The sequence below is a fragment of the Rhodococcus sp. 05-2255-1e genome, assembly GCF_002259025.1.
Classification (GTDB): Bacteria; Actinomycetota; Actinomycetes; order Mycobacteriales; family Mycobacteriaceae; genus Rhodococcoides; species Rhodococcoides fascians.
The window spans coordinates 24,075-49,024 of sequence record NZ_NOZE01000021.1 but is presented as its reverse complement, the minus strand read 5'-3'; the positions used below and the strand labels follow the sequence as shown (position 1 = coordinate 49,024).

Below are 24,950 nucleotides of genomic sequence, written 5' to 3'. Positions count from 1 at the left end.
GATGAAGAAGAATCGTTGCTCTGACCAGGAACCCTGGGCTCACACCGGTTCCTGGCAGCCGATCGAACCCGCGCGGACTCCAGTGGCCAACGCGGGGTCTGCGTTGTCGGCGGCACATCGTGGGTGAAGCTGTTCTCGCGCAACGGAAACGACATCTCCGCCTCGTTCCCGGATGTGGCGGCTGCGTTGTCGGACACGACTGCGGGTCGATCGGTGACCCTGGACGGCGAGTTGGTGGCACTGGATTCGGGCGGTCGGCCCGATTTCGGGCTGCTGCAACGCCGAATGCATGTCGCGCGCCCGTCGGCGGCGTTGCTGCGGTCGACCCCGGTGACGTATTTCGTGTTCGACGTCCTCGACATCGACGGCGAATCTGTCCGGACGCTCCCCTACACGCAGCGCCGTGAGCTGCTAGAGGGCCTCGGCGTGGCCGACGGGCGGCGAGTGCAGGTGCCGCCGAATATGACGGGAATCGACGGGGAGACGTTGATGGGCATTGCCGCCGACAACGGCATCGAGGGGGTCGTGGCGAAGAAAGCGGAGTCGGTGTACCGATCGGGGATCCGGTCGCCATCGTGGGTCAAGGTTCCGATCCGGAACACACGCGAAGGCGTGATCTGCGGATGGGTTCCCACTGGCGGGCGCGCCGGTGGGACACTGGCGGCGCTGCTACTCGGAGCGTACGACGAGGCGGGCGAGTTGGTCTACATCGGCCGTGTGGGAACGGGTTTCACCGATCGGATGCGCCGAGAGCTGCGAAGCACACTCACCGAGCGCACCCGTCCGGACAGTGCGCTACACGGTCCGGTTCCACGCACCGACGCAGTCGGAGTGTCCTGGGTGACACCGGAATTGGTGGCGACCGTGGAATACCGAGAACAATCGGCAACGGGGCGTTTACGGCATCCCGCATTCAAAGGAATCCGATCCGATATCACTCCCCGCGATGTCGTGACATGAAAGGGTGCAGCTTGTCGTCGCATTCTTTGGTTACGCTGGCCGGTACCCGAGTCCGTGACAAATGTGTGTGATCGAAAGGTTTTCCGGCTGTGGCCAAACGAGTGACAACCCAATTGGTGGACGATATCGACGGGTCGGTCATCGACGACGAATCCGGCGAAACGATCGAATTCGCGGTGGGCGGTGTCGAGTACTTGATCGACTTGAAAGCGAAGAACGCCACCGAGTTTCACAAGAAGCTCGACCACTACATCCAGCACGCGACGCGGGTCGGTGGCCGCAAGCGTAAGCCCTCCCCGAGTTCCGGGTCGACCGCGGCCGGCGGATCGGCCAAGCGCGATCCGGAGCAGACACGCGCGATCCGGCAGTGGGCGTTCGACCAGGGCTACGAGATCAGCGAACGTGGCCGAATTCCGGCCGACATCGTTGAGGCGTACAACGCCGCACACTGACGGGCGGTGAGCCGCCTGCGCGTCGTGAGCAGTGCGGTGGTGGGGCGTCGAGCGGGGGAGCTCGAGGGCGGCGGCAGCCCCCTCGACCCGGACCGGGGACGAGGCCACCGGCGGCGGGCACCCGGAGAGGTACCCGCCACCGATGCCGGTTCTAGTCGGTGATGCTCTCCTCGCTGGGTGCGGTGAGTGCGTCGTATGCCTGCTCGGGGGTGAGCGTTCCGGCCCCGACCTGTTCGACCACGGTCAGCACGTGGCCGTGCTGGTCGAGAAAGCCCAGGTAGTTGTCCTGGTTGGAGCCGCCGACTCGCTTCCACCAGTCTTTACCGGTCCCGCTCATCCGCGCTTCGTAGGCGGCGAGGATCTGCGCGAGCGCGATCACCTGTGCGCGTGCGTCGCTGGCCGTGTCGATCACCGGAGCCAGAGCGGTACGGGCGGCGCGTTCTTTCCAGTCGCCCCACAGGTGGCCTTCGGGCTTGCCGATCGTGATACCGAGCAACTCTGCGAGGTGCTCGGACGCTTTGTTCTGGGTGAGCAGTCCAGGCTCGTCGACGAGTGTGTCGGTGATCCACTTCGCGGCACCCTTCGGCAGGGTCTTGCGGGTGAGGAACTTCGCGAGCCATTCCTTGCGGACGATCGTGGCGGCGGCGCTGGCCTTGTTGAGTGCGATGGTGCGCCGACGTGCGAGCTTCTCGGCCTCCTTCGCCGCGAGCACTTTCTGTGCTGCTTCCTGCTCGCGCACTCTCTTTGCGGCTGCATCGGAGGACTCGTCGGCGGCGGGTTCGGCCGATGCGGCGGCGAGGATCGGACCCAGTTTCACACCGGCGGCATCGGGGTCGGCGGTGAAGTACTCCGGCACCCACACTTCGACGGACCCGACGTCCTTGTAGTGGTGCAGTCCCTCCTCCGCGTCCCCTGACAGATCGACCTGGGTGTCCCAGTCGATACTGTCCTTGTCGATGAACTCGCCCGTCGCGACGAGGGTGAGCTTCTCCTCTTTCGTCAGCCACACCGCCCAGTGCTCGGCCGCGGCCTCGATGATCGCTTCGGTGATCGGGTCTCCATCTGTAGTCACCAAGTCCTCAGCGGCGGTGTAGGGGTCGCCGTAGTAGGGCTCTTCCTCGAGGACCGTCAGTCCCTTCTCGGCGTATGGTGCGCTTGCTGCGGTGCGGGCCTTGCGCTCGGCGCGGTCGGCGAGCAGCTGCTGCGCTTCGGACCGGAACCACGACCCGGCATTGAGCAGTTGTGCGACGGCGTCGGTGTCGCCCTCGGCGTCGAACACGGCCACGATCGCGGCCTGGTCGAGGGTGAGCTGTCCCGCGTCGAGGGCATCGATCGCAGCCTGCGACCGGCCCGCTGCCCCTGCTGCTTTGACGGTCTCGCGCTTGACCTGGACGGCCTTGGCGATCTTGGGCACCGAGACACCGAGTTCGAGCATGTCGGTCACGGCCTTCGCCCGCTGGCCTGCGGTGAGGTCGATACGGCGGTCGTTGGCGACGACCTGCCGAGTGAGACGCTCGATTTCCCGGTCCTTCGCTGTGCTCGCGTCGGGCCGGATCAGCACCGGCACGCTCTCGGCCCCGGCTTCGATTGCGGCGAGGGTGCGAACCTGGCCGTCGATGACCACGATGAGGTCGCCGTCGCGGCGCGCGAGAATCGGTAGCAGCACTCCGTGTTCGATGATGGAGGCGACCATGTTTCGGAATGCCGTTGTGTCGGTGACGACCTCGTCGCGGACGTTCGGTCCGACCTCGAGGGCGGTGGGGTGCAGGCGGGCGTACTCCTCGCCCGCCCCCACGACCGGCGTGGTGCCGGTCGTGGGGGCTTCGGTTGCGGCGGTGGTGGTTTCGATGCTTGCGGTCATGGTGGTGTCTCTCTCCCTGGTAGATTCTTCGGTTGGAGACACCGGGCAGTTAGGAGCTGTCCGGTGTTTCTTGTTTTCCGGGGGCGGTGTGGGCCTCGGGGGTTACTGCCGGGCGGTGGCCACGTGGTGGTGGCCTGCGAGCCGTGCGGCGTGGATTTCGGCCTCACTGGCTCCGTGTTCGCGGGCGGTGCATGCCCAGAACGCGGCCCGCTCGAGGTGCGCGTCGACGGTGGTCGAGTTCGCGTCCGATGCGGCTCGGTTGACCTGCTCGGTGTAGGCGGTGACCTGTGCGAGTGCGTGGGTCTTGACCTGTACCGGGACTCCGGCGATCGCGGTCATGATCGCGGTGCGCAGTCCCACCGTCCTCGGTCCTGTGATGGTGTCGTGCATGTCGTGACGTCCCTTCTCAACTGGTGGCCTGGCCTTTTGCCCTGCCACGTTTTTCGCCGTTTCTGGCGTGAGGAGAGAAGTCAGCGCACGGGGACGACGGGGCAACCCCTCGGCCGGACAGTTTTCGTGGGAGCGCAGCGACTGCTCTACGAAAAGTGTTCGGAGCCTTCGGTCGTAGCGCAGCGGAGCGAGGGGTTGAGGCGGCGGGCACGGGTGATGGATGCTCGCCGGTAGCCAGAACCGCAGTGAAAAACGTCTTTGCTCTTCCACGGTGCGGAGCGCAGCGGAGCTCCATCCAGGGGACGCCCGCAGGGTGGCCGGCACCGCCGTCAGGCGGAATGCACCCAGCTCGTCGACGCCGGCGGAGTGCCCACCTCCCGGCCGCGGAGCTCGCGAGGCGATTGTGCGGGAGCGACGGAGACCGCCACGCTCGGTGTCGCGGTAGCGCTAGGGCGTCGGCTCCACGACGGTAGGTGGCCAGTCGTGTGGTTTGACGTTGTCCGGTTTGGATCCTTCGGCGGCGTAGGGGACTTCGGTGTCCCAGTCGAAGTAGACGTTATTCCACGCTCCCGGCGAGTTGAATAGCGTCTCACCGTGGAACTGCGCCTCGCTGAACGTCGTCTCACCGTGGAACTGCGCCTCGCTGAACGTCGTCTCACCGTGGAACTGCGCCTTTCCGAACGTCGTCTCACCGTGGAACTGCGCCTTTCCGAACGACGCCTCACCGTGGAACTGCACCTCACCGAACGACGCCTCACCGTGGAACTGTGCCTTTTCGAACGTCAACGCACCGTGGAACTGCGCCTCACCGAACGACGCCTCACCGTGGAACTGCGCCTCACTGAACAACGTCAACGCACCGTGGAACTGCGCCTTTCCGAACGACGTCCACATACCGTGGAACTGCGCCTCATCGAACGACGTCCACATACCGTGGAACTGCGCCTCGCTGAACGTCGTCTCACCGTGAAACTGCGCCTTTCCGAACGTCAACGCACCGCGAAACTGCACCTCACCGAACGACGTCCACATGCCGTGAAACTGCGCCTCGTCGAACGTCGTCTCACCGTGGAACTGCGCCTCACTGAACGACGTCCAATCACCGTGAAACTGCGCCTTGTCGAGGGTGGTTGTGCCGTAGAAACGGGCGTCGTTGAAGTCGGCGTTGTGGAAGTACGCGCCGGTGAAGTCGTAGTTGTAGTTGCTCCAGTTGTGTTGGTGGTCGGGTTTCAGGTGGGTGGCGATGGTGCGGGTGATGGCTTGCCGGACCGTGAGGTCGTCATGGGGGTGCTGGTAGGTGCTTTCGACGGTGGTGGCTGCGTCGACCGTGACGACGGTTTGGCGTAGGTGGGGGTCGTGGGTGGGTGGTGCGTATGGGCGGGTGAGGTAGCCACAGAGGTAGTTGATGCAGGTTTGGGCGTCGGTGTTTCTGTTGTGGTCGATCCAGTCGTTGGTGAGTGCTTCGAGGGCATAGACCCCGGCGAGTCGGACTTCGGGAGATGGGTCGGCGAATTGTGCTGAGGTGGTGACGAATCGCCGGCGTAGCTCTTGAATGTCGGCGAGCGTGTGGGTTGCTTTGTGGTGCCGATCTAGCTGTCTGCGACTGAGATAGCCGATGATGAAGGTTATGACTGCAGCGACGATGATTCCGACGCTGGCGAGAACAGTAGCGGCGGGTTGTGTGAGGTTGTCGAGGAACCACACGCCGATGCCTGGCGGGTCAACTGCTTCGACCGGCACGGTTGGAGTGGCCGGGGCAGGGGCCTGGGCGTGGAAGCTCACGGGGGTGACAGTAGCGGCTTGACCGTAGTTTTCCTGGTGGAGTCAACGCCGGTCGCGTACTGCTGACCGAGGCCGTGGCGGAGGGCAATTGCGCGGGCTGCCTGTTCGGCTATTTCGCCGGGTAGTGGTGGTCCGTCGAGGGTTCTGATTCGCATGGTGCCGAGTGTGGCAGTGGGTACCGACAGAAATGGTTCTCTTGCAACGACTTTAGCGGGGTCCGCGGCCGCACGGTTCTAGAGGTAGAGCAGGTGGGTGGCGGTGCCGTCGAAGTGTTCGAGGTTGTCGAGGACGCCGGTGTAGTTGGCGGGTCGGCAGGCTCCGAGGCTGACGATGAGGGCGCAGGCTCCGTCGATGGTGACGAGGTAGGTCGGTGGGGTGTTGGTGGGGCTGGCATCGGCGTGGGCCTGGGCGTCGAGGAGGGCGTAGCGGACGGCGTCGGCGGCAGCTCGTTTCGCCGCGTCGAGGCTGGGTTCTGCTCCTGCGGCGGTGATGGTTTCGGGTCGTCGGTCGGGGCGGGTGGTGACGGTCCAGGTGATCATCGGTGTCGTGTTCCTTCGGTGGGTGAGCCGGGCGACCTGCGGGTGCGGGGGTTCTTCCAGCATCGCGTACCGAGCGCCAGCGAGGTCCGCGATGCACAGGCATTTTCCGGAATCTGGGGATAGAGAGTTTCCCTGTGGATGGATACGACTCGGCCCCGGAGCCCGTGTCGGGTCCGGGGCCGCGTCCGTGCGCCGGGGTCAGAGGCGTCGTCGCCAGGGTGCGGCCATGTCTTCCTGGTGTTCGCGTTCGGCGTCGTCGAATGCGTCGGTGAGGGTGGTGGGGTCGCTGAGGTACTGGTCGCCGTCGGTGAAGATCGCGACGGCCATGCGGTGGACGTTTCGGAGCTCGTCGAGCATGGTGACGTAGCCGAGGCGGTCGATGATGCGCCAGGTGACCGGTCCCATGTGGACCTCGACCCAGTGCATGGTGCGTCGACGTGCGGGTACGTACTGCTCGCGTGGGGTGACGGCGGTTTCCGGTGGCGCGATCCAGACGACGGACATGGCGGCGCGGGCGTAGTCGTCGCCCGGTCCCCCGGGCTGGGGTGCCTGGTTGTCGATGCGGCCGATGAGGGTGCGGGCGTCGGCCAGTCCGGCGATGAACGCGTGGACGGCGGCGGCGGAGCGGAAGGTCATCATCAGGCGGCCCATGGTGACGATCATCTGGGCGTCGTCGGTGGCGGCGGCGTGGACGTTGACCACGGCGTTCTGGCGTCCGACGATGGTGGCGGTCGTGTGGGTGACCACTGCGCCGTAGTTGTCGGTGTCGGTGCTGCTGTGGGCTTTCTGGGCGGTAGTCTTCGGCATCTCGCGCTCCCCTACTCAACGTGGCGACCTCGCGGCCCGCCAATTTTTTTGCCGTTCTGGCAGAGGAGAGTTGGACCGGCATGAGGGGGCCGGAGTGCAATGGTCGGGCCGGAAAGTTTTCAGCCGGAGGCGTCTGTGAAAAGTTTCCGGAGCCCTTCGGGCCGGGAGCGCAGCGGACGCCGGCGGTTGCGCGGAGGTCACCGCCGGTCAAAATCGGAAGGCCAGAAGGGAAAACAAGAATTCTTTTCACAGGACGGAGCGCAGCGGAGTTCGATGCGGTGGACGCCCGCAGGGTGGCCCGGCCCCACGCGAGCCGCTGAGCCCTTATTGCGCAACGGATAAGGCCCGCACCCTGTGTCGGGTGCGGGCCTTATCGGTCTGCGGCTGGTGCCTGTGTCAGGTCAGCTCGGCGGGTGGGGTGGTCGGGCGCCCTTCGGCGGTGTCACGGAGCCACTGCGGCACCTCTCGGCCGGTGCGTTCGCGGAGCGCGATCGAGGCGCGGGCTGCTGCGGCGGCGACTCGGGGACGCTCGGCGGGGCGGTCGGTGCGCTTTTCGGTGGTGGTCATCATGGGTCCTCCTGATCGTTCTGGTTGTCAGTGTCCTCGGTTTGGTCCTGGTCCGCCAGTGCACGTCGGGCTGCAGCTCGATCGGAGACCGCGACCAGGACGTCCTGCTCGGTTCGGGTGATCAGTGCGGAGTCGGTGACGGTGGCGTAGATGTCCCATCCGAGTTCGGCTTCGGTGTCGTTGTCGCTGGTGGTGCGCTCGAGGCACCAGGTGATCCGTTGCCAGGCTTGGGCGCGTTTGTCGGCCACGGTGCGTTGGCGGACGGTCAGGGCGACGCCGACGACGGCGAGGACGCCGACGATCAGGGTGACCCATGCTTGAGCGGGCATCAGGGGCGTTCCTTCCAGGTGGTGCCCCGGTGCCGTCTGGCACCGGGGCGGGTGTTCTACCGGCGTGAGGTTCCGCGGACGATGTCGCCTTCGATGTAGGTGAATCCATCTCCGCGGCCGTCACGGAGCGCGAAGTGGTAGTCCGCGTGAATCCAGACGGTAGCGAAGTGTCCGGCGTCGGTGAGTGTGCCGAGTAGGTCTCGGTCGGCCCCGTTCGGGAAGAACGCCACTCCGGACGAGGGCGGGTAGTAGCGGTTGAGGGTGTCGATCAGCGATTCGACGCTCCGACATTCGGCGGCCGCGTCGAGGGCCTTGTCGTAGGTGGTCCAGTAGTCGTCGATGTCGTTGGCGGTCATGGCTTCTGCTCCTCGGTCGGTGCGGTTCGGATGGGTGAGCGGGCAGGGTCAGTAGTCCTCGTCCCAGTGCTCGCCTGCGTAGGTGGGGTCGAAGTCGGCGGGTGCGTGGGCCGGGTAACGGCGGCGGAGGTCGTCCTCGAGGTCGAGACGGCCTTGCCAGTGCTTGTCGCACCTCGGATGCGATACCCCGGTCCCGGACAGTGCGTCCCGGTATTCGACGTCACCGGTGCAGTCGGGGCCGTCCGCGATGCAGGTGACGGCGTCGGTGTTCGTGGTCTCGGTCATAACTGTTGCTGCCCTTCGGAACTCGTGCCGGGTCGGTGTTGCGTCCTCCCCTGCGTTCTTTCGCCGTCATCTGGCGTGGGGAGAGTAGGCGGCGCACGGGAACGGCGTCCTGCCCCTGGGCCGGGAAGTTTTCAGCCGGAGGCGTTCGTGAAAAGTTCTCGGCGCGCCCGCAGGGCCGGAGCATCGCGGAGTCAGGGGTGGGTAAGGCGGGCACGGGTGACGCAGACTCGATGGCAGCCAGATGCCCGAAAGAACGATGCTCTTCTACGGTGCGGAGCGCAGCGGAGCTCCACTCAGGGGACACCGCAGGTGGCCGGCACCGCCGGCAGGCGGAATGCGCGACCGCTCGTCGATGTCGTCAGATGGCAACCTTCCACCTGTGGAGCACTTCGGGTAACTGTGCGGGAGCGACGGGGACCGACCACGCTCGGTGTCGCGGTAGCGCCGCGAGGCTCGCTGGTGAGGCATACTTCTGCGTGCTCCAACAGGCATGATGCTTCAGACTATTAATAAAACTAGCTATAGTTCGTGCCACGAAGCTGGATAGTTTGCTACGTTCTCGGCATGACAACCAACGAAGACACAGTGGCAGTGTTCACCGGCAAGAGCCTCGACTCGATTCTGGGTGAGGGTGGGTCGCAGTCGTGGAAACTGGATGCAGCGCGAGCCAGGAAGTGCCAGTACGTGGTGTGCACGCAGAATGCACACAACGTCGAGGCGTATGCGGACGGCACCGAGGATCATGGGAGCGCTTTTTTGGTGGGGCGGATTTCTCGGCTGGTTCCCGCGACGGACGATAGGCCCGACCGGTGGAAGATTCAGTTCAGCGAGTACGCCCACATCAGCGTCCCTGATGTCTGGACGGGTGACCGAAATCCGGTGCGGTACACCACGTTGGACGATCTGGGAATCGACCTGGCGGATGCGAATTTCGAGAAATTCGACGATCAGTCCACGAGTACGCAAGCACCGACGACGGAGGTCGCCGCGTTGACGATCCGGCAGGCGAAGGCCGGTCTGGCGAAGACGTACGACGTCGATGTCGACGCCATCGAGATCGTCATCCGCGGATAGCCGAACGTCCGCCTGACTGTCGCAGGCGGCACCGGAACGTGTGTCGACTGCCTTACCCTCGCCCGTACGACGGACTGTGGGCGTCGATGACGAGATCTGTGTAAATAGGTCGGCGCTGGCCGGTAACGTCCGCTCTCATCGACCCAGAAGGGATCCACCGTAAATGGCGACGACGGACGCAGGCGATGTCGAGGTGCTCGTCGGTTACCTCACGGCTGAGATCACTGAGATGCACGCTGCCCCGGACGGATGGCCGGGGCATGTGGAATTGGCGTTGATCGATGCGGTCCTGTCGATCAGAGCGGTCTACGGAGTCTCTGCCGACACGGGCGTACGCGGCGCGATCAAGCGGTACAAGGCCGAGTCCGGCAGGCAAAGTTGGGACGACCTCGGTGTACTGGGCGAGGCCGACCCGCAGTGGCTTCAGACGGTGCTCGGCAATAAGCAGAAGACCGGGGGTGTGCCGAAGGCTGAGGCGATTGTCTCTGCTGCCGGCCGGCTCGCAGCGTCGGGCGCGCGCCACGCATCCGACATCGATCGGGACTCGGCAGCGCAGCGAGCCGCGTACTGCGGAACTCGCGGCTTGGGCCCGGTGACGTGGGACTACTTCCTCATGCTGGTCGGCCACGACGGCGTCAAAGCCGACACTCTCGTCACTCGATTCGTGGTGGAGGCGTTGGGTCGCAGACTCGGGAGCGAAGAAGTCTCACGGCTGGTGACCGACGCTGCGAGGCGAATGGACATGCCGGTGTCGGCACTCGACCACTCGATCTGGCGGCACATGAGTAGACCTCGGAAGAGCTAGTTCCGTTCACCTGTCCGATCGAGGGAGAATTTTCATGGCCATCGATTTCGAGTTCATCGGCATGTCGACCCATCGAGTGCGATGCTGCACGACCACCACGGGACCCGGTATGCGGCCGACGTGGCCGAATGCTCGTCGATCGAGCTCACGAACCGCTTCGACTCACTCGTGACAGCACCGAAGAGTGGCGACGAGCCCTTCACGCAGCAGGGGCAGTCGATCGGATCGGATCTTCACCAGTTCTGGCGTTGGGCGTGCTCGGATCTCATCGGGAACGCCCAACGCGGTGTTCTCGCCGAATACATCGTCGGACTCGCACTCGGATGCGTAGCCGATGGAGTCCGAGTGGAGTGGGATGCTTCTGATCTACTGACCGAAGGGGGAATTCGCGTCGAGGTGAAATCGTCTGCGTACCTGCAAAGTTGGAAGCAGGAGAGGTTGTCGACGATCAGCTTCGGGATCCAGCCAACGAACGGCTGGGACGCGACGACGAACACAATTGCCGCGCAACGGAAGCGGCAGGCCGACGTCTACGTCTTTTGCGTCTTCAAACAGACTGATCGGTCCACCGCTGACCCGCTCGACCTAGACCAGTGGGACTTCTACGTGATGTCCACCCAGCGCCTCAACTCCACGTTCGGGGAGCAGAAGTCGATTGTGTTGAGCAGTCTGCTCTCGCACGATCCCGTCGAATGTTCGTTCTCCGGACTCGCCAGTGCTGTCCAGGCCGCCGCGCGCGAACAATCCTGACTCCGACCGAGCAGGCTTCGTGGCGGCACGCCTGTTCGCACTCGAGGATTCGACACCGGAGCGTCCTGCGTCTGCGGCTCGACCAGGAAGACTCCGCTGGGCCACGACCTCTTCAGTGACCGAAACGCCGAAGAGTCCCCGTGGATGGCGGTTGTCGTCGATGTAAGCGGCATACTCGGTCTGATCGTCCCCGACGTTGAGGTGGTTTCGGTAGTCATGGCGAGTGTGCACGAGGTTATCGAAGCGTTCCGCGGTGAGCCGTCGAATTCGGAGCGGGGCACCAAGTTCGAGCAGCTGATGGTTCGATACTTCGAGCTCGATCCGACGCTGGCGCAGCAGTACGAGCAGGTGTGGCGGTGGATCGACTGGCCCGACCGTCAAGGTAAGGCCGACACCGGCATCGACCTGGTCGCCCGCGAACGCGACACCGGCGACTACACCGCGATCCAGTGCAAGTTCTACGAACCGACCACCACGTTGAGCAAAGGCGATCTCGACTCGTTCTTCACCGCCTCCGGACAAACATTTCCCACCGCCGATGGGGATCGGTCGTTCACCAACCGCGTGATCATCTCCACCACCGACCGGTGGGGAAAGAACGCCGAAGACGCCATCAACCACCAGACCATCCCCGTCCAACGGATCGGTCTGGCCGAGATCGCCGAAGCCCCGATCGACTGGGACATCGCATGGCCGCAGGGCGAACTGACGGTCGAGTTGAGTGAAGCGATCCGCAACGAACCCCGCCCACACCAGGTCGAGGCGATCGACGCTGTCTTCGCCGGATTCTCCGCCGGCAACGACCGCGGGAAACTGATCATGGCCTGCGGAACCGGAAAGACGTTCACCGCACTCAAGATCGCCGAACGCACGGCAGCCGAAGCCGGCGGCAGTGCACGCATCCTGTTCGCCGTCCCCTCCATCTCCCTGCTCTCGCAGACACTCCGAGAGTGGACCGCACAAACCCAGCTCGACATTCGCGCGTTCGCCGTGTGCTCGGACTCGAAAGTCTCCCGCTCCGCCGAGGACTACAGCACCGTCGACGTCGCGATCCCGGTGACCACCGACCCCGACAACCTCGCATCGCACATGGCGCACCGCAAACGCTCCAAAGGACTGACCGTGGTGTTCACCACCTACCAGTCCCTGCCGACGGTCGCTGCGGCGCAAGGACTGGGGGTGGATGCGTTCGATCTGGTGATCTGCGACGAAGCGCATCGCACCACCGGTGTCACCGTCGCCGGCGCGGACGAATCGAACTTCGTCCGCGTCCACGACGCCAAGTTCCTCAAAGCATCACGGCGGCTGTACATGACGGCCACGCCCCGGATCTTCGACGACGCCGTCAAGGAAAAAGCCGCCGACCACTCCGCCGAGTTGTCGTCGATGGACGACATCGACATCTTCGGCCCCGAGATGCACCGATTGTCCTTCGGTGACGCCGTCGAGCGCGGGTTGCTCACCGACTATAAAGTCATCGTGCTCACCGTCGACGAGGACCTCGTCGCAGCCCCTATGCAGAAACAGCTCGCCGGCAACTTCGCCGAACTCCAACTCGACGATGCCTCCAAGATCGTCGGCTGCTGGAACGGTCTCGCTAAGCGCGCCGGCCGCTCCCCTGACGGCGACGGGTTCGCGATCGGCGCACCCCCGATGAAACGGGCCGTGGCGTTCGCCAAGGACATCGCCGCCTCCAAGCAGGTCGCCGAAGTGTTCCCCGACGTAGTCGACGCCTACCGCGCCCTCCTCGAGGAAAACGAGAACGACGGCGAACAGGTCGACGCCACCAACCGAGACCTCGTCGTCTCCGCCCGCCACGTCGACGGCACATTCAACGCTCTCAAGCGCAACGAGCAACTGTCCTGGCTCAAAGCACCCGTCCCCGAGGGTGAATGCCGCATCCTGTCCAACGCACGCTGCCTGTCCGAGGGCGTCGACGTCCCGGCCCTCGACGCCGTGTTGTTCCTGCACCCCCGCAACTCCGTCGTCGACGTCGTCCAGTCCGTAGGCCGCGTCATGCGCCTTTCCCCCGGAAAGGACTACGGGTACATCATCCTGCCCGTCGCCGTGCCCGCCGGAGTGTCACCGTCGCAGGCCCTCGCTGACAACCGCCGCTTCAAGGTGGTGTGGCAGGTCCTCAACGCCCTTCGAGCGCATGATGATCGGTTCAACGCGATGGTCAACTCCATCGCCCTCAACGCCACCACAAAACAAGCAAAAGCCGGCCAGGGGAACGATCGCCTCCTCGGCGGACACATCGGCCCGACCACCGACTCCGACGAAACGATCGGCGACGGACACCCCACCCCGGACACGGATCCGAAGCAGGACAACGGCGAAGGTGGCGGTGGCGGGGTGGCGTCGCAGATGGCGTTGTTCGCACTCTCGGAGTGGCAGGAAGCTATCTATGCCCGCATCGTCGACAAGGTCGGCACACGCGTCTACTGGGAACAATGGGCCGCCGACGTCGCCGACATCGCCGCCGCCCAGATCGCCCGCATAAACGCGCTTCTCAGCGGTGCATCCTCCCAAGTGACGGAGCAGTTCGAGAGGTTCCTCACCGGACTACGTGACAACCTCAACGACTCCATCAGCCGCGACGACGCAATCAGCATGCTCAGCCAACACCTGATCACCAAGCCGGTGTTCGATGCCCTGTTCGCCGGCCACGACTTCGCCGCGCACAACCCCGTCTCGATCGTCATGCAGCAGATGCTCGACACTCTCGGCGACGCCAACCTCGAATCGGAGACCAACGGTCTCGACTCGTTCTACGACTCGGTGCGCATCCGGGCCTCCGAAGTGACCAGCGCTGAAGGCAAACAGCAGGTCATCGCCGAGTTGTACGAGCGATTCTTCCGTGTTGCGTTCAAGAAGCAATCCGACGCTCTCGGCATCGTCTACACCCCCGTCGAGATCGTCGACTTCATCCTCCGCGCCGCAGACCACGTCTCGAAGGAGCATTTCGGGAAGGGCCTCACCGACACCGGCGTACATGTCCTCGACCCGTTCACCGGGACCGGCACTTTCCTCACCCGACTCCTGCAATCCGGGCTCATTCTCCCCGACGACCTTGCACGCAAGTACCGGGAAGAGTTGCACGCCAACGAGATCATGCTTCTCGCGTACTACATTGCGGCAGTCAACATCGAGACCACCTATCACGCTCTGGCTACCCCAAATGGCGAGGACGGGCAGTACGAGTCGTTCGAGGGAATCGTACTCACCGACACGTTCCAGATCTCCGAAGACGGCGACAGTATGGACGCGATCATGTTCCCGCAGAACAACGACCGCATCGTCAAACAGGTCGAAGCCCCGATCAATGTCATCGTAGGTAACCCGCCGTACTCGGTCGGGCAGGACAGCGCCAACGACAACAACGCCAACCTCAGCTACCCCACTCTCGACGCCCGTATCGCCGCGACCTACGCCGGCCGCTCGACGGCGCAGCTCAAGAACAGCCTCTACGACTCCTACTACCGCGCCTACCGATGGGCCACCGACCGCGTCGGCGACCACGGAATAGTCGCATTCGTCTCCAACGGAGGATGGATCGACGGCAACACGGCCGACGGAGTGCGGCTGAGCATGGCCGACGAGTTCGCCCACCTGTGGATTTACAATCTACGCGGTAACCAACGCACAGCCGGCGAACTTTCCCGACGAGAAGGCGGCAAGGTGTTCGGCTCCGGAAGCCGTTCCACCATCGTCATTTTCGTCGGTGTTAAGAACGAAAAGCACACAGGACCCGTACAGATCCACTACCGAGATATCGGCGACTATCTCGACCGCGCCGAAAAACTCCGTCTCGTTGACACGAGCACTATCGAGAACCTCGAATGGCAGAGTGTGCAGCCGAACGCGCATGGCGACTGGATCAGCCAGCGAGACAGTGCTTTCAGCTCATGGCCGGCGATCGCGAGCCGCGGTGCTACGGGAGCCGTCGTCTTCCGAACTTTCTCGGGCGGACTTAAGACCAACCGAGATAGCTGGGTTTACAGCTTCTCCTTGAACTCGCTTCACGAACAGGTCGGCAGGACGCTCACCTTCTATCAAGCGGAACTTCATCGCGCAGAGGCTCAACGGGGGAACGAACGCCTTCAGGACGTGGTGAACCGCGATCCCCAAAGTATCTCGTGGAGCAGCTCGCTGTTGTCATCTATCGACGCGCGCAGGGTCATTCGCGAAGAGACTTCTGCATACCGCGAAAGCGCCTACCGGCCATTCCAAGGAAGCCATGTCTACTTCGACAAGTCCCTGAATGACCGCCCTGGCAGGCTCCCTTCGATGTTCCCAACGCCCCACCACCGGAACTACGGCATCGTTCTGACTGGACCGGCATCACACTTCGACTTCACTCCATTTGCGACCAATCTGATTCCCAACCTGCACCTCCTGGACACTGGTCAGTTCTTCCCTCGCTACACCTAAGAACGCATCGACGGTGCTGCGGGCGGCGGGTTCGACTTCGGATCGACGGCCGATACTTTTGGGGTCGATGAGTGGGGTTACCGGCGGGTGGACAACATCACCGATGAGATCCTCGAGGTCTACCGGACCGCGCTTGACGCTTCGGTGACCAAGGATCAGGTTTTCTGGTCGGTGTATGGGCAGCTGCATGTCCCCGGCTACCGGGAGACGTACGCGGCGGATCTGAAGAAAATGCTCCCCCACATCCCCACCCCTGAAAGCTTGGAGCGCTTCACCCAGCTCGCTAACGCCGGCGAGCAGCTCGGCACCCTTCATATGCAGTACGAGGACGTCGATCCCTACCCACTCGATGTCGAGATAAAGGCCGGTGTCGACGAACACGATCGTGAGACATGGCGAGTACAGAAACTGAAGTGGCGCAACAAGTCCGACCACACCGCAATCGTCTACAACTCGAAGGTCAGCCTCACCGGCATTCCACCCGAAGCCGAGGAGTACATGCTCGGTTCGCGGTCAGCGCTGGCATGGATCATCGACCGCTACCAGGTCAAGACCGACAAGCCATCGGGCATCGTGAACGATCCGAACCTATGGTGCGACGAGCACGACAACCCCACCTACATAGTCGAACTGATCAAGAAAGTCACCACCGTCGCCGTCGAGACCATGCGCATCGTTCGCGAACTCGACATCGAGAAGGCTGCCTGATGGTCCGGGCTCAGACAATCCAGATCTATCTACCCGGTGGGGATCCCGCCGGTATTCGGGTCGCGAGCCTGACCACTAGGACTGTCCGGGTCTTCGACATCCCGCGATCGCTGCTGAGCGAATTTGCAAAGCTACCGGCATCGACGCAGGTCGGGGTGTACTACCTGTTCGGAGGTAGCGATGACGAGCGGACCGCGTACATCGGCCAGACCGGGAACGTCGGTAAACGCTTAGGTGAGCATGGCGAGAAGAACTGGACCCGCGCGATGGTTGCAGTGTCGTTGACCAATGAATGGACGTCCACGCACGTCTCCTATCTGGAGTGGTTGTCGATCCGAACCGCCCAACGCGCAGACCGGTACACGCTGACCAATGGCAACGATGCGAGCAACCCGTTCACACCAGCACCGCTCGAGGCGGATTGCCACGAGTTTCTGGACACGATCTCCGTCCTGCTGACCACCCTTGGTGCACCGATCCTCGATTCGATTCGTCCAACGAAGGGTGAATCCAGAGCAGGTGAAGAATCGCCAAACCAGCCTCTGTTCTTCCGTGAGTCCGGATGCGACGCGCAGGGATACTTGACTTCCGAAGGCATTGTTGTGCAACGAGGTTCCCGTGGCCGACCGGATCTACGTGGCGCAGCTACCGAGCGCGTCAGGACTACCCGCGAGTCTCTTATCGCCAGCGGCCGCGCGACGATCGAAGATGACGCTTTCATTTTTCGCGACGACGAGCTCTTCGACAGTCCATCCGCTGCCGGCGCAGTGCTCGTAGGTGGAAGCAACAATGGACGCATCAGCTGGAAGAACGAAGCCGGCGAAGATCTGAACGTGTTAGAGGCCCGTGAGCTGGCCAGCGCTCAGGCGCAGCGTGAGGCGTCACCGGCGAGTGATTCCGTCGAGGTCGGAGCGGGAGTGCCAACCGCGTAGTTCTCCCCTCAGCTCTAGGATTGCGCAAAATGGCGGTACAGGGTTCGCCGACTCACTCCGAGGATTTCAGCTATGTCGCCGATAGTGCTGCCCTGGTTACGCATTCGGGTGGCTTCACGCTTCTTGGCGGTCGACAGTGCGGGTGGCCGGCCACCGATCTTGCCGCGTTCGCGCGCGGCGGCGAGGCCAGCGTTCGTGCGTTCGCGGAGCAGCTGCCGCTCGAACGAGGCGAGGGCACCGAAAATGTGAAAGATGAGTTCACCCCCGGCGGTGGCAGTGTCGATCTGTTCGGTGACCGATGCGAACCCCACTCCCCTGGATTTCAGCTCGGTCACGAGTTCGATCAAGTGCGGGAGGTTACGGCCGAGCCGGTCGAGCCGCCACACGCACAAGGTGTCTCCGGGCAACAGGGTGGCCAGGAGCTCGTCGAGCGCGGGCCTCGTGGTCGTGGACCCACTCGCAGTGTCGACGAAGAGCCGTTCACACCCGAACGCAGTCAGAGCGTCGCTCTGTAGCGCGGGTGTCTGATCAGTGGTCGAAACCCTGGCGTATCCGTATTTGTGCCCCACAGGGCTAGAGACTGCCACAACTCACTGACACGGCAGGTTCTGACACGATCGGTTTAGCTCACGTTTTTGGCACGACATTCGGGCTGGTCGCTTCCGCACCGGATGTCAGTTTCAGAAGTCGCGTTCACTGTGTCAGAAGTCGAATGCACTGAGCGCCAGCAATATGAGGCGGGGTCGGCTCGCCCTCCGGCTCGTCGGCGTTAGTGTTGCCTATGGGCATGTCGAAAGTGGTACCTGCGCTGCCGGTACGAGACATCGACACCGCTGCCGAGATATACGTCCGATCGTTCGGCTTCACGACCCGGTACACCGACCCGACTTTCGCGAGGCTCACCCGCGACGACGTCGAGATCCACTTGTGGGCCGCCGACGACGACAGCTGGGATACCCGTTCAGACCACGCGGCATGGCCGGTGTGCAGCGGAGCCGAGACGTTCCTTGCCGGCACCGCCAGCTGCCGCATCGCCGTGGACGAGATCAACGACCTTTACGCCGAGATGTCCCGCGCGGGGGTGCTTCACCCCGCAGACGTAGGCCGTCCCGTCTCGACAGGCTGGGGAACGACGGAGTTCGCAACTGTCGACATCGACGGCAATCTGATCACGTTCCATACCGAGAAGAGGCAACACGAGCCCAACACTCCAGGCGACGGCGCACCCTGACCCCACCCCCCTTCGAGGCAGCAACGAGCCCGACGTCCCTTGTGCTGCCGCGGACTCGATGGCGGGCCGGACTCGGCCGGTTTGCCTTCGAGCCGACTCGAACCTTTAGTCTGCGGTCATGTCTGCTCTGTTGATCTCGCAACTGTCCTCGGCAACCGGGGTGCCAGCGACAACGCTGCGCTTCTACGAGAGCGAGGGCCTACTTCCGGCGGACCGAGCCCCGAACGGCTACCGTGTCTACGACGAACGAGCACAGCAGCGATTGGCGTTCATCACCGCCGCGAAGAGCCTGAATCTCGCTCTGCCGCAAATCAAGTCGATGCTGCGTGTGTGGGAGAACGATTCGTGCGCCGCGGTGAAGTCCGGGCTGCGACCGGCACTGCGTGAACACATCGCCCGAGCAGAGGAGTCGATCGCGCAGCTGACCGTGCTGCGGGACGCGCTGACCGCCGCGCTGGTTCGTCTCGACGAGACCCCCGACGCGTCGACACCGTGCGACCCGCAATGCAGCTGGTTGGCGTCGACTTTGACCGCACCCGTGAGCGCGTCATGACCGAAACAGCGCGAACGTCGGCGGTGCAATGGTGGGACACCCACCAGATCGGCCTGTATCTACTCGCACTCGTCGCCGGCGCAGGGGTGGGGTTGTCCTTCCCCTCCGCAGCACCGACGTTCGAGCACGCCATCAATCCGGTGCTGATCGTTCTGCTCTACGCGACGTTCCTCGCAGTGCCGTTCGCCGCGATCGGCCGGTCCCTACGTGATGCCCGGTTCACCACCGCGGTGGTCGTTCTGAACTTCGCAGCCGTCCCCATCGTGGTGTTCGCACTGACCCGCATCATCGCAGGGAACGAAGCTGTCCTCGTCGGTGTGGTACTGGTGCTGCTCGCCCCCTGCATCGACTACGTCATCGTCTTCAGCGGACTGGCCGGCGCGGCATCGGAACGCCTCCTCGCCGGGGCACCGCTGCTGATGTTGCTGCAGATCGCCCTGCTGCCGTTGTGGCTGTGGTTGTTCGTCGGGGCCGAGACTGTCTCGATCATCGACATCGCCCCCTTTGCCGAGGCGTTCGTTCTACTCATCGTGATCCCGCTGGCGCTGGCTGCGGCGACGCAGCGGTGGGCGCGACGTCGACGTCTGGGCGAGCAAATCATCGAGGCGATGGCAGCGGCGATGGTGCCGGTGATGATGGTGACACTCGCGGTCGTCGTCGCCTCCCAGATCGACTCGATCCGCAGCCGTATCGACCAACTCGCCGCTGCTGCAGCCATCTTCGTGGTGTTTCTGATCGTGATGGCGTTCGTCGGTGTCGGTGCCGGGAAGGTGTTCGGTCAGGACGTGCCGGCGACGCGGGCGTTGGTGTTCTCCGGCGCCACCCGTAACTCGCTGGTCGTGTTGCCACTCGCCCTGGCGCTACCACCGGCGTTGAGCCTGGCCGCCGTGGTGGTCGTGACGCAGACCCTCGTGGAGTTGATCGGAATGGTGCTCTACGTCCGCTACGTGCCGCGTCTGGTGCCGGGCGAGACCACCGCCGCGACAGGACAGTCGACGCAGTGAGGGACGTCATCACACGCGCCGAGCGAGCATCGATGTCATGGACAAGGCGTGTGTCGAGCAACGTCCGGTCGACTGCTTCTACGGCGGGGCAATCGGTGTGCGGCGGTTCGTCCTGCTAGACCCCGACTTCGGCGGCAGAACCCACTCATGCTGATTCACCGTGCACAACACCATCACCACACGAGCGGTGATCGTCCTGAAATACAGGCGTGCAGGACACGTTCACCCGCGCGCAGTCAGGCCACGGTCAGATAGATCAGTGCAATGTTGAGTGCGACGACGATTCCCGCGATGAGCCATGCCGCGTATGCGGTGATCCGGTGATTGACATCGCTGCCCATCAGGATGCGGTCCGATGTGAACCGCACCAAGGGAATCAACGCGAACGGGATACCGAACGACAGCACGACCTGCGAGACGACCAGTGCCCGACTGGGGTCGACTCCTGCTGCCAGAATTGCCAGTGCGGGAACAAGGGTCACCAGTCGTCGCACCAGAATCGGAATGCGCTTACGTAGTAGGCCGTCCATGATCATCGCGCCGGCGTAGGCCCCGACCGATGTCGATGCAAGGCCCGAGGCCAGCAGGCCCACCGCGAACAGCAGCGCTACGACCGGCCCCAGGGTGTCCCCTACCGCTGCGTGGGCTCCTTCGATGGAGTCGACGCCCTCGCGGCCCCCCAACGTCGATGCCGCCAACAGCAGCATCGACATGTTCACTGCCCCGGCCAGCAGCATCGCCAACCCGACATCGATCCGGGTGATCCGCAACAACCGCTGACGGACAGGCCCTGCCTCGGGGTGTCCGTGCCGGTCACGTGCAAGGCCGGAGTGCAGGTACACCGCGTGCGGCATGATTGTCGCACCGAGCATCGCGGCGGCGATCAACACGCTTTCCGCGCCGTCGAACCGCGGAATCAGACCGGCCGCGGCCTCGGTGAACGATGGCGGTTCCACGACGACGCTGGCAAGAAATCCGACGGCGATGACACCGAGTAGCCCGAGAATCACGAACTCGAAGGGCCGTTGGCCCCGCCGATCCTGGACCACCAGCAAGATCATCGATACGGCCCCGGTGATGAGGCCGCCGATCAGGAGCGGCAGGTCGAAGAGCAGGTAGAGGGCAATTGCACCGCCGACGATTTCGGCGAGGTCGGTCGCCATGGCGACCACCTCCGCTTGCCCCCAATATGCCAGTCGCACAGTCCTGCTCGACTTCTCGCGGACTACTTCGGGCAGTGTCATTCCGGTGACGATGCCGAGTTTGGCGGAGAGGAACTGGACGAGACCGGCCATCACGTTCGCGGCAACGATCACCCAGACCAGCAGGTATCCGAACTGCGCACCGGCACTGACGTTGGAGGCGACGTTGCCGGGGTCGACGTAGGCGATCGCTGCGACGAAAGCCGGGCCGAGCAGAACCAGGCCCGACCGAAACCTCGAGGGCGGCCGAGACGATCGGCGCTGCAGCACAGACATGACCACACCCTCCAGCACCAACAGTATGTCAGGACCCTGAAAATATAGTTCGGCTACCCGAACAATGCAATGCGGCGTGGTGGTTCGGCGACATCTCGATCAGATGGGCAGGATCACTGCACTGACGAATTCGTTGCGGATCCAGGCGATGAACAACCCCCACACTCCGGTCAGCAGCGCCACGCCGACGGCGATCATGATGACACCGCCAGCGATCTTGATCTTCTGTGAGTTCCTTCGAAGCCACCCCACCCCGCGCATCGCCGAACTCGAACCGAACGCGAGGACGACGAACGGTAGGCCGAGTCCCATGCAGTACGCGACGATGAGAGTGACCCCGCGGGCTGCGGTTGCACCTTCGGTTCCTGCCGCGACAGACAGAACGCCGGCGAGGGTGGGGCCCAGACACGGTGTCCAGCCGAGCGCGAACACACCGCCGAGCAGCGGCGCTCCGGCGAGGGACGAGATCTGCTGAGGTGCGAATCGGGTGTCGCGTTGCAGTGCGGGTATCAATCCGATGAACGCTGCACCCATGATGATCGTGATGACGCCGCCGACTCGTTGAAGTACTTGCTCGTTGATGCGCAAGGTGCCGATGACTCCGAAGATCGAGGCTGTGGCGAGGACGAAGACGATCGTGAATCCGGCGACGAACAACGACGCTGCGCCGGCCACACGCCAGCGATTCGCCAGCTCCGTCGACGACGTGCCGGTGGTCGACGTGCCGGTGGTCGAGGTGCCGGGCGATCGGGTATCGGCCGATTGGGCGTCGGCACCGGCGATTCCTGCCAGGTAGGACAGGTATCCCGGCACCAGCGGCACCACGCACGGTGAGGCGAACGAGACCAACCCGGCGAGCATGCATGCCGCGATCGCGAGCAGCAGTGGCCCGCTCGATGCCGCGTTCTGGAAGGCCGAACCGATGTCCTGGGCGAGAAGAGTCGTCATTCCGCGGCTATCCGTTCGACGACGGGAAGGAGGTCGTCGGTGAGCAGGGCGCGCATGAAGACCGCGGCCACGCGGTGCTGACGGTCGAGTACCAGCGTCGAGGGGATCACGCTGGTCGGGTAGTTCCCGCCGAGAGCGATCAGGGTCCGCATCGAAGGGTCGTAGATCGAGGGGTAGGAGACGTCGTTGTCGACCACGAAGTCCTGCGCTTTGTCCTTCTGTGGATCTCTGACGTTGAGGCCGAGGAACTGCACGCCGCGCTCGCGGGTGGTCTCGTAGACCTCTTCGAGGTCGTCGGCTTCGCCGCGGCAGGGGCCACACCACTGACCCCAGAGATTGATCACCACCACCTTGCCGTCGTAGTCCGACAGAGCGGTCGTCTTGCCTTCCTCCATCAGATCGGGGCCGGCGAGTTCGCCTATGGTACCGCGTGTTTCGGGGGGATCGTAGACGATGTCGGTTCGACCGCCGGGGGCGACGAAGTCGAAGCTACCTCCCGTGGATGCAGCCTGTGCGCCGTCGGAGCATCCGGAGATCAGTAGTACGACGGCAAGAATCGATCCCATTGCCGCGGTGGGCGTGGAGCCTTGACGGCGCGCACCGACCCGCGCAGGGAAAAAACGTGTCATGAGGTGAAATCCTTTACTGCAGTGCGGATCTGGTCTGTCGTCTCGAACACTGTCGGGTCGGTGATGCGCTCGATCGTTCCGTCCGGGTGGAGGAGAAAGCTCAGGGGAAGGACCGGCGGTGCCGAGAGCGCGTCCAGGACGCTGCCGCCGTCGATGTAGTTCGGATAGCGGACGCCCAGTTGCGTGAGCAGCGCGGCCGCGTCCTCGGGTCGGTCCTCGACGTCGATTCCGATGACTGGGATCGCGTCGGGTTCTGCGGCGTAGGCATCGAGTACGGGCATCTCGGTGCGGCACGGGCCGCACCAGGATGCCCACAGGTTGATCAGCGTCGCCTCGCTGCCGAGAACGTCGGCGAGATCGACATAGCTGTCGCTGCCGATGCAGCGCGCTATCACTCCCGCCAGCGGACCGCCTTCGCGTGGTACCGGCGGCGGACACATCGGTAGCGCTGTTGCTCGTGCCGCGTCATCCGGCGGGCGGGACAATGTGGGTTCGGGTCCGACCGGAGCGACATTGTTGGCGATGACGTCGGACGGGCCGCCCTCGACGCCACCGGAGCGGGGCCACAGTGCGACGATCGATGCAACGACAACGACGAGCATGACGATCGACCAGCCGCGCGTCATCGCCGTGACCTTCTTTCTCGAGAGGGCGGCAGAGGGGCGAACGGTACGTCGCGGATCATAGGAGCGTGGACCAGTACGACCAGAAACGCTGCGCGATCAGGGCGATGAGGACGAGAAACCACACGGTCAGCGGAATCGAGTGATTGCGAATCAGCGAGTCAAGCCATAGCCGAAACCATTGCCCAAGAGCGGATTTCGACCTGGCGCGGTCGAGGTTGCGCAGCGTGACGTACCAGAAGATCGGTACGGTGACCGCCCACACCGCCATGCAGTAGGGGCACAGGGCGCCGATCTCGTACAGGCTCTGCGCGATCAGCCAGTGCACGAAGACTGCGGCAGCAGTGACACCGACCTGCACTGCGCCCCAGAACCACTGTGCGAACACCGCACCGGCGAGAAGGGCGGCACCCACTGCCGCCACGACGGCGAAGCCTGCGATCCCGAGAAGGGAATTGGGAAATCCGAACGCAGACGCCTGCGGGGTGTCCATCACCGATCCGCAGTTGAGCACCGGGTTGATGCTGCAGGTCGGGGCGTAGGCGGGATCGAGCGCCAGAGCGAACTTTTCTACCGTGAGCACGAACGCGGCAGTCAGGCCGATCAGGCCGCCCACCAACAGCAGCCAGGGCAGGCTCCGGCCGAACGATCCACCTTGTCGGGTCTCGTTCGCTGGGAGGTCAGCCGAGTGCAGCGTCGAGGGCATCGGCGAGGTCTCCGTAGGTGGTGGGTTCGATCTTGGTGCCGTTGAGGAAGAACGTCGGGGTGCCCTGCACGCCGAGCGCGATCCCGTCCGCGACGTCGGCCTCGATGCGCGCGAGCGTCGCAGGGTCGGTGTAGGCGGCATCGAAGGCGCTCATGTCGAGCCCTTGCTCGACGGCGAAGCTGCGGAACAACTCGTCCTGCGGAACCTGCTGTTCGCCCCACTGCGCCTGCGTTTCGTACATGCGCTGATACATCGCCTCGAATCCGCCCTGCTGGGCCGCGGCCTCGACTGCGCGTGCGGCTCGTTCGGCATTGAAGTGCGAGGCGATCGGAAAGTAGCGGGCCACGAAGCTCACCCGGTCGCCGTACTCTTCACGCAATTGCTCGATCGCCGGGTAGGCCGATCGGCAGGCCTCGCACTCGAAGTCGAGGAACTCCACGAACGTGACCCGGCCGTCGGGCACCGAGTTCAACCGATGACTGTTCTCGCGCACCGCAATCGAGGCAGGGTCGGTCGCGGCCTGCTCGGCGGCGGCAGCATCCGGAGACCCCGATCGATCCACCACCAGAAATACAGCCAACGCGGCGGCGAACACGATCACCAGGGACAAGGAAATCTTCAACGCTCTGCTCATACAACCACCTTCTCGATTCGTTCGGATTGATCAATGGGCCCGATATGGGCGTTTCGACCGCTATGACACTAACAATCGTACGAACGTTGACTAATGGTCCTTCCCTAACGATC

At 63.9% G+C, this 24,950-nt stretch carries 26 protein-coding genes and 1 pseudogene; 10 read left to right on the top strand and 17 right to left on the bottom strand.

Features of this window, described 5'->3' with window-relative positions; all coding sequences use genetic code 11:
* Positions 1 to 33: 33 nt before the first annotated feature.
* Both CH262_RS14660 and CH262_RS14655 read left to right on the top strand, forming a co-directional pair.
* Positions 34 to 960: an ATP-dependent DNA ligase gene (locus CH262_RS14660; RefSeq protein WP_306436780.1), complete on the top strand. Its 927-nt coding sequence runs from the start codon at positions 34 to 36 to the stop codon at positions 958 to 960.
* An 89-nt stretch (positions 961 to 1,049) separates the two neighbouring features.
* Positions 1,050 to 1,412, top strand: a complete 363-nt coding sequence (locus tag CH262_RS14655; RefSeq protein ID WP_094629921.1) for a histone-like nucleoid-structuring protein Lsr2 — start codon at positions 1,050 to 1,052, stop codon at positions 1,410 to 1,412.
* Between the two features lie 151 nt (positions 1,413 to 1,563).
* On the opposite strand, the gene CH262_RS14650 is transcribed toward CH262_RS14655, so the two are convergent.
* The 10 genes from CH262_RS14650 to CH262_RS14615 form a co-directional block, all read right to left on the bottom strand.
* On the bottom strand, positions 1,564 to 3,273 hold the full coding sequence (locus tag CH262_RS14650; RefSeq protein WP_094629922.1) for a ParB/RepB/Spo0J family partition protein: 1,710 nt from the start codon (positions 3,271 to 3,273) through the stop codon (positions 1,564 to 1,566).
* Between the two features lie 102 nt (positions 3,274 to 3,375).
* The gene (locus tag CH262_RS14645; RefSeq protein ID WP_094629923.1) at positions 3,376 to 3,663 is read right to left on the bottom strand and encodes a hypothetical protein; all 288 of its coding nucleotides are present in this window, start codon (positions 3,661 to 3,663) and stop codon (positions 3,376 to 3,378) included.
* Positions 3,664 to 4,110: 447 nt separating this feature from the next.
* Positions 4,111 to 5,445: a pentapeptide repeat-containing protein gene (locus CH262_RS14640; RefSeq protein WP_141214654.1), complete on the bottom strand. Its 1,335-nt coding sequence runs from the start codon at positions 5,443 to 5,445 to the stop codon at positions 4,111 to 4,113.
* Complete coding sequence (locus CH262_RS27670) at positions 5,442 to 5,600, bottom strand: hypothetical protein (protein ID WP_176459082.1); 159 nt, start codon at positions 5,598 to 5,600, stop codon at positions 5,442 to 5,444. Before CH262_RS27670 ends, CH262_RS14640 begins: the two co-directional genes overlap by 4 nt.
* A 78-nt stretch (positions 5,601 to 5,678) precedes the next feature.
* Positions 5,679 to 5,984 carry a hypothetical protein gene (locus CH262_RS14635; RefSeq protein ID WP_037154365.1) on the bottom strand — a complete coding sequence of 102 codons (306 nt, stop codon included), beginning with the start codon at positions 5,982 to 5,984 and terminating at the stop codon, positions 5,679 to 5,681.
* Between the two features lie 198 nt (positions 5,985 to 6,182).
* Positions 6,183 to 6,791 carry a hypothetical protein gene (locus CH262_RS14630; protein WP_052058739.1) on the bottom strand — a complete coding sequence of 203 codons (609 nt, stop codon included), beginning with the start codon at positions 6,789 to 6,791 and terminating at the stop codon, positions 6,183 to 6,185.
* A gap of 396 nt (positions 6,792 to 7,187) precedes the next feature.
* Positions 7,188 to 7,358, bottom strand: coding sequence for a hypothetical protein (locus tag CH262_RS27665; RefSeq protein ID WP_165839653.1), 171 nt, complete (start codon positions 7,356 to 7,358; stop codon positions 7,188 to 7,190).
* Positions 7,358 to 7,687 carry a hypothetical protein gene (locus tag CH262_RS14625; RefSeq protein WP_037146804.1) on the bottom strand — a complete coding sequence of 110 codons (330 nt, stop codon included), beginning with the start codon at positions 7,685 to 7,687 and terminating at the stop codon, positions 7,358 to 7,360. The genes CH262_RS27665 and CH262_RS14625 overlap by 1 nt, the downstream gene beginning before the upstream one ends.
* Before the next feature lie 56 nt (positions 7,688 to 7,743).
* Entirely contained in the window at positions 7,744 to 8,043 is a 300-nt protein-coding gene (locus CH262_RS14620; RefSeq protein WP_037146805.1) for a hypothetical protein, read from the bottom strand.
* A 48-nt stretch (positions 8,044 to 8,091) separates the two neighbouring features.
* Positions 8,092 to 8,328, bottom strand: a complete 237-nt coding sequence (locus tag CH262_RS14615) for a hypothetical protein (protein ID WP_037146810.1) — start codon at positions 8,326 to 8,328, stop codon at positions 8,092 to 8,094.
* Between the two features lie 564 nt (positions 8,329 to 8,892).
* Here CH262_RS14615 and CH262_RS14610 point away from each other — a divergent pair.
* The 5 genes and pseudogenes from CH262_RS14610 to CH262_RS14590 all read left to right on the top strand — a co-directional run bounded on the left by CH262_RS14610 (position 8,893) and on the right by CH262_RS14590 (position 17,031).
* On the top strand, positions 8,893 to 9,402 hold the full coding sequence (locus CH262_RS14610; protein ID WP_052057729.1) for a hypothetical protein: 510 nt from the start codon (positions 8,893 to 8,895) through the stop codon (positions 9,400 to 9,402).
* Between the two features lie 163 nt (positions 9,403 to 9,565).
* Positions 9,566 to 10,207 (top strand): hypothetical protein, encoded by a 642-nt coding sequence (locus CH262_RS14605; RefSeq protein WP_052057730.1) that lies wholly within the window; start codon positions 9,566 to 9,568, stop codon positions 10,205 to 10,207.
* A gap of 168 nt (positions 10,208 to 10,375) precedes the next feature.
* Positions 10,376 to 10,957, top strand: a complete 582-nt coding sequence (locus tag CH262_RS14600) for a hypothetical protein (RefSeq protein WP_256986477.1) — start codon at positions 10,376 to 10,378, stop codon at positions 10,955 to 10,957.
* Positions 10,958 to 11,173: 216 nt separating this feature from the next.
* Positions 11,174 to 16,099, top strand: a pseudogene (locus CH262_RS14595) (DEAD/DEAH box helicase).
* Positions 16,100 to 16,254: 155 nt separating this feature from the next.
* On the top strand, positions 16,255 to 17,031 hold the full coding sequence (locus CH262_RS14590; RefSeq protein WP_242640282.1) for a GIY-YIG nuclease family protein: 777 nt from the start codon (positions 16,255 to 16,257) through the stop codon (positions 17,029 to 17,031).
* Positions 17,032 to 17,045: 14 nt separating this feature from the next.
* Here the strand turns inward: CH262_RS14590 and CH262_RS14585 are convergent, their stop codons facing one another.
* Positions 17,046 to 17,600, bottom strand: a complete 555-nt coding sequence (locus CH262_RS14585) for a recombinase family protein (protein WP_037190569.1) — start codon at positions 17,598 to 17,600, stop codon at positions 17,046 to 17,048.
* A 218-nt stretch (positions 17,601 to 17,818) separates the two neighbouring features.
* On the opposite strand from CH262_RS14585, the gene CH262_RS14580 reads away from it, so the two are divergent.
* From CH262_RS14580 to CH262_RS14570, 3 genes are all read left to right on the top strand, one after another.
* On the top strand, positions 17,819 to 18,262 hold the full coding sequence (locus CH262_RS14580; protein ID WP_237606111.1) for a bleomycin resistance protein: 444 nt from the start codon (positions 17,819 to 17,821) through the stop codon (positions 18,260 to 18,262).
* 118 nt (positions 18,263 to 18,380) lie between these two features.
* The gene (locus CH262_RS14575; protein WP_094629840.1) at positions 18,381 to 18,815 is read left to right on the top strand and encodes a MerR family transcriptional regulator; all 435 of its coding nucleotides are present in this window, start codon (positions 18,381 to 18,383) and stop codon (positions 18,813 to 18,815) included.
* Entirely contained in the window at positions 18,812 to 19,819 is a 1,008-nt protein-coding gene (locus CH262_RS14570; RefSeq protein ID WP_094629841.1) for an arsenic resistance protein, read from the top strand. The genes CH262_RS14575 and CH262_RS14570 overlap by 4 nt, the downstream gene beginning before the upstream one ends.
* Positions 19,820 to 20,055: 236 nt before the next feature.
* On the opposite strand, the gene CH262_RS14565 is transcribed toward CH262_RS14570, so the two are convergent.
* The 6 genes from CH262_RS14565 to CH262_RS14540 form a co-directional block, all read right to left on the bottom strand.
* A complete protein-coding gene (locus CH262_RS14565) occupies positions 20,056 to 21,297 on the bottom strand; it encodes an Nramp family divalent metal transporter (RefSeq protein WP_094629855.1) in 1,242 nt (413 codons plus the stop codon).
* Positions 21,298 to 21,396: 99 nt separating this feature from the next.
* The gene (locus tag CH262_RS14560; RefSeq protein ID WP_094634691.1) at positions 21,397 to 22,245 is read right to left on the bottom strand and encodes a cytochrome c biogenesis CcdA family protein; all 849 of its coding nucleotides are present in this window, start codon (positions 22,243 to 22,245) and stop codon (positions 21,397 to 21,399) included.
* Positions 22,242 to 22,811: a TlpA disulfide reductase family protein gene (locus CH262_RS14555; RefSeq protein ID WP_094629843.1), complete on the bottom strand. Its 570-nt coding sequence runs from the start codon at positions 22,809 to 22,811 to the stop codon at positions 22,242 to 22,244. The genes CH262_RS14560 and CH262_RS14555 overlap by 4 nt, the downstream gene beginning before the upstream one ends.
* A 59-nt stretch (positions 22,812 to 22,870) precedes the next feature.
* Positions 22,871 to 23,500, bottom strand: coding sequence for a TlpA family protein disulfide reductase (locus CH262_RS14550; protein WP_094634692.1), 630 nt, complete (start codon positions 23,498 to 23,500; stop codon positions 22,871 to 22,873).
* A 55-nt stretch (positions 23,501 to 23,555) separates the two neighbouring features.
* Entirely contained in the window at positions 23,556 to 24,203 is a 648-nt protein-coding gene (locus CH262_RS14545) for a vitamin K epoxide reductase family protein (protein ID WP_094634693.1), read from the bottom strand.
* Positions 24,178 to 24,837, bottom strand: a complete 660-nt coding sequence (locus CH262_RS14540; protein WP_032370897.1) for a DsbA family protein — start codon at positions 24,835 to 24,837, stop codon at positions 24,178 to 24,180. Before CH262_RS14540 ends, CH262_RS14545 begins: the two co-directional genes overlap by 26 nt.
* Positions 24,838 to 24,950: the final 113 nt, after the last annotated feature.

Excerpts from the sequence above, each read along its gene's own strand:
- CH262_RS14570 (WP_094629841.1), top strand. The coding sequence starts at position 18,812 with ATGACCGAAACAGCGCGAACGTCGGCGGTGCAATGGTGGGACACCCAC.
- CH262_RS14625 (WP_037146804.1), bottom strand. The coding sequence starts at position 7,687 with ATGCCCGCTCAAGCATGGGTCACCCTGATCGTCGGCGTCCTCGCCGTC.
- CH262_RS14630 (WP_052058739.1), bottom strand. The coding sequence starts at position 6,791 with ATGCCGAAGACTACCGCCCAGAAAGCCCACAGCAGCACCGACACCGAC.
- CH262_RS14580 (WP_237606111.1), top strand. The coding sequence starts at position 17,819 with ATGTCGAAAGTGGTACCTGCGCTGCCGGTACGAGACATCGACACCGCT.
- CH262_RS14550 (WP_094634692.1), bottom strand. The coding sequence starts at position 23,500 with ATGACGCGCGGCTGGTCGATCGTCATGCTCGTCGTTGTCGTTGCATCG.
- CH262_RS14560 (WP_094634691.1), bottom strand. The coding sequence starts at position 22,245 with ATGACGACTCTTCTCGCCCAGGACATCGGTTCGGCCTTCCAGAACGCG.
- CH262_RS14540 (WP_032370897.1), bottom strand. The coding sequence starts at position 24,837 with ATGAGCAGAGCGTTGAAGATTTCCTTGTCCCTGGTGATCGTGTTCGCC.
- CH262_RS14615 (WP_037146810.1), bottom strand. The coding sequence starts at position 8,328 with ATGACCGAGACCACGAACACCGACGCCGTCACCTGCATCGCGGACGGC.
- CH262_RS27670 (WP_176459082.1), bottom strand. The coding sequence starts at position 5,600 with ATGCGAATCAGAACCCTCGACGGACCACCACTACCCGGCGAAATAGCC.
- CH262_RS27665 (WP_165839653.1), bottom strand. The coding sequence starts at position 7,358 with ATGACCACCACCGAAAAGCGCACCGACCGCCCCGCCGAGCGTCCCCGA.
- CH262_RS14575 (WP_094629840.1), top strand. The coding sequence starts at position 18,381 with ATGTCTGCTCTGTTGATCTCGCAACTGTCCTCGGCAACCGGGGTGCCA.
- CH262_RS14620 (WP_037146805.1), bottom strand. The coding sequence starts at position 8,043 with ATGACCGCCAACGACATCGACGACTACTGGACCACCTACGACAAGGCC.
- CH262_RS14610 (WP_052057729.1), top strand. The coding sequence starts at position 8,893 with ATGACAACCAACGAAGACACAGTGGCAGTGTTCACCGGCAAGAGCCTC.
- CH262_RS14565 (WP_094629855.1), bottom strand. The coding sequence starts at position 21,297 with ATGTCTGTGCTGCAGCGCCGATCGTCTCGGCCGCCCTCGAGGTTTCGG.
- CH262_RS14650 (WP_094629922.1), bottom strand. The coding sequence starts at position 3,273 with ATGACCGCAAGCATCGAAACCACCACCGCCGCAACCGAAGCCCCCACG.
- CH262_RS14555 (WP_094629843.1), bottom strand. The coding sequence starts at position 22,811 with ATGGGATCGATTCTTGCCGTCGTACTACTGATCTCCGGATGCTCCGAC.
- CH262_RS14645 (WP_094629923.1), bottom strand. The coding sequence starts at position 3,663 with ATGCACGACACCATCACAGGACCGAGGACGGTGGGACTGCGCACCGCG.
- CH262_RS14635 (WP_037154365.1), bottom strand. The coding sequence starts at position 5,984 with ATGATCACCTGGACCGTCACCACCCGCCCCGACCGACGACCCGAAACC.
- CH262_RS14605 (WP_052057730.1), top strand. The coding sequence starts at position 9,566 with ATGGCGACGACGGACGCAGGCGATGTCGAGGTGCTCGTCGGTTACCTC.
- CH262_RS14545 (WP_094634693.1), bottom strand. The coding sequence starts at position 24,203 with ATGCCCTCGACGCTGCACTCGGCTGACCTCCCAGCGAACGAGACCCGA.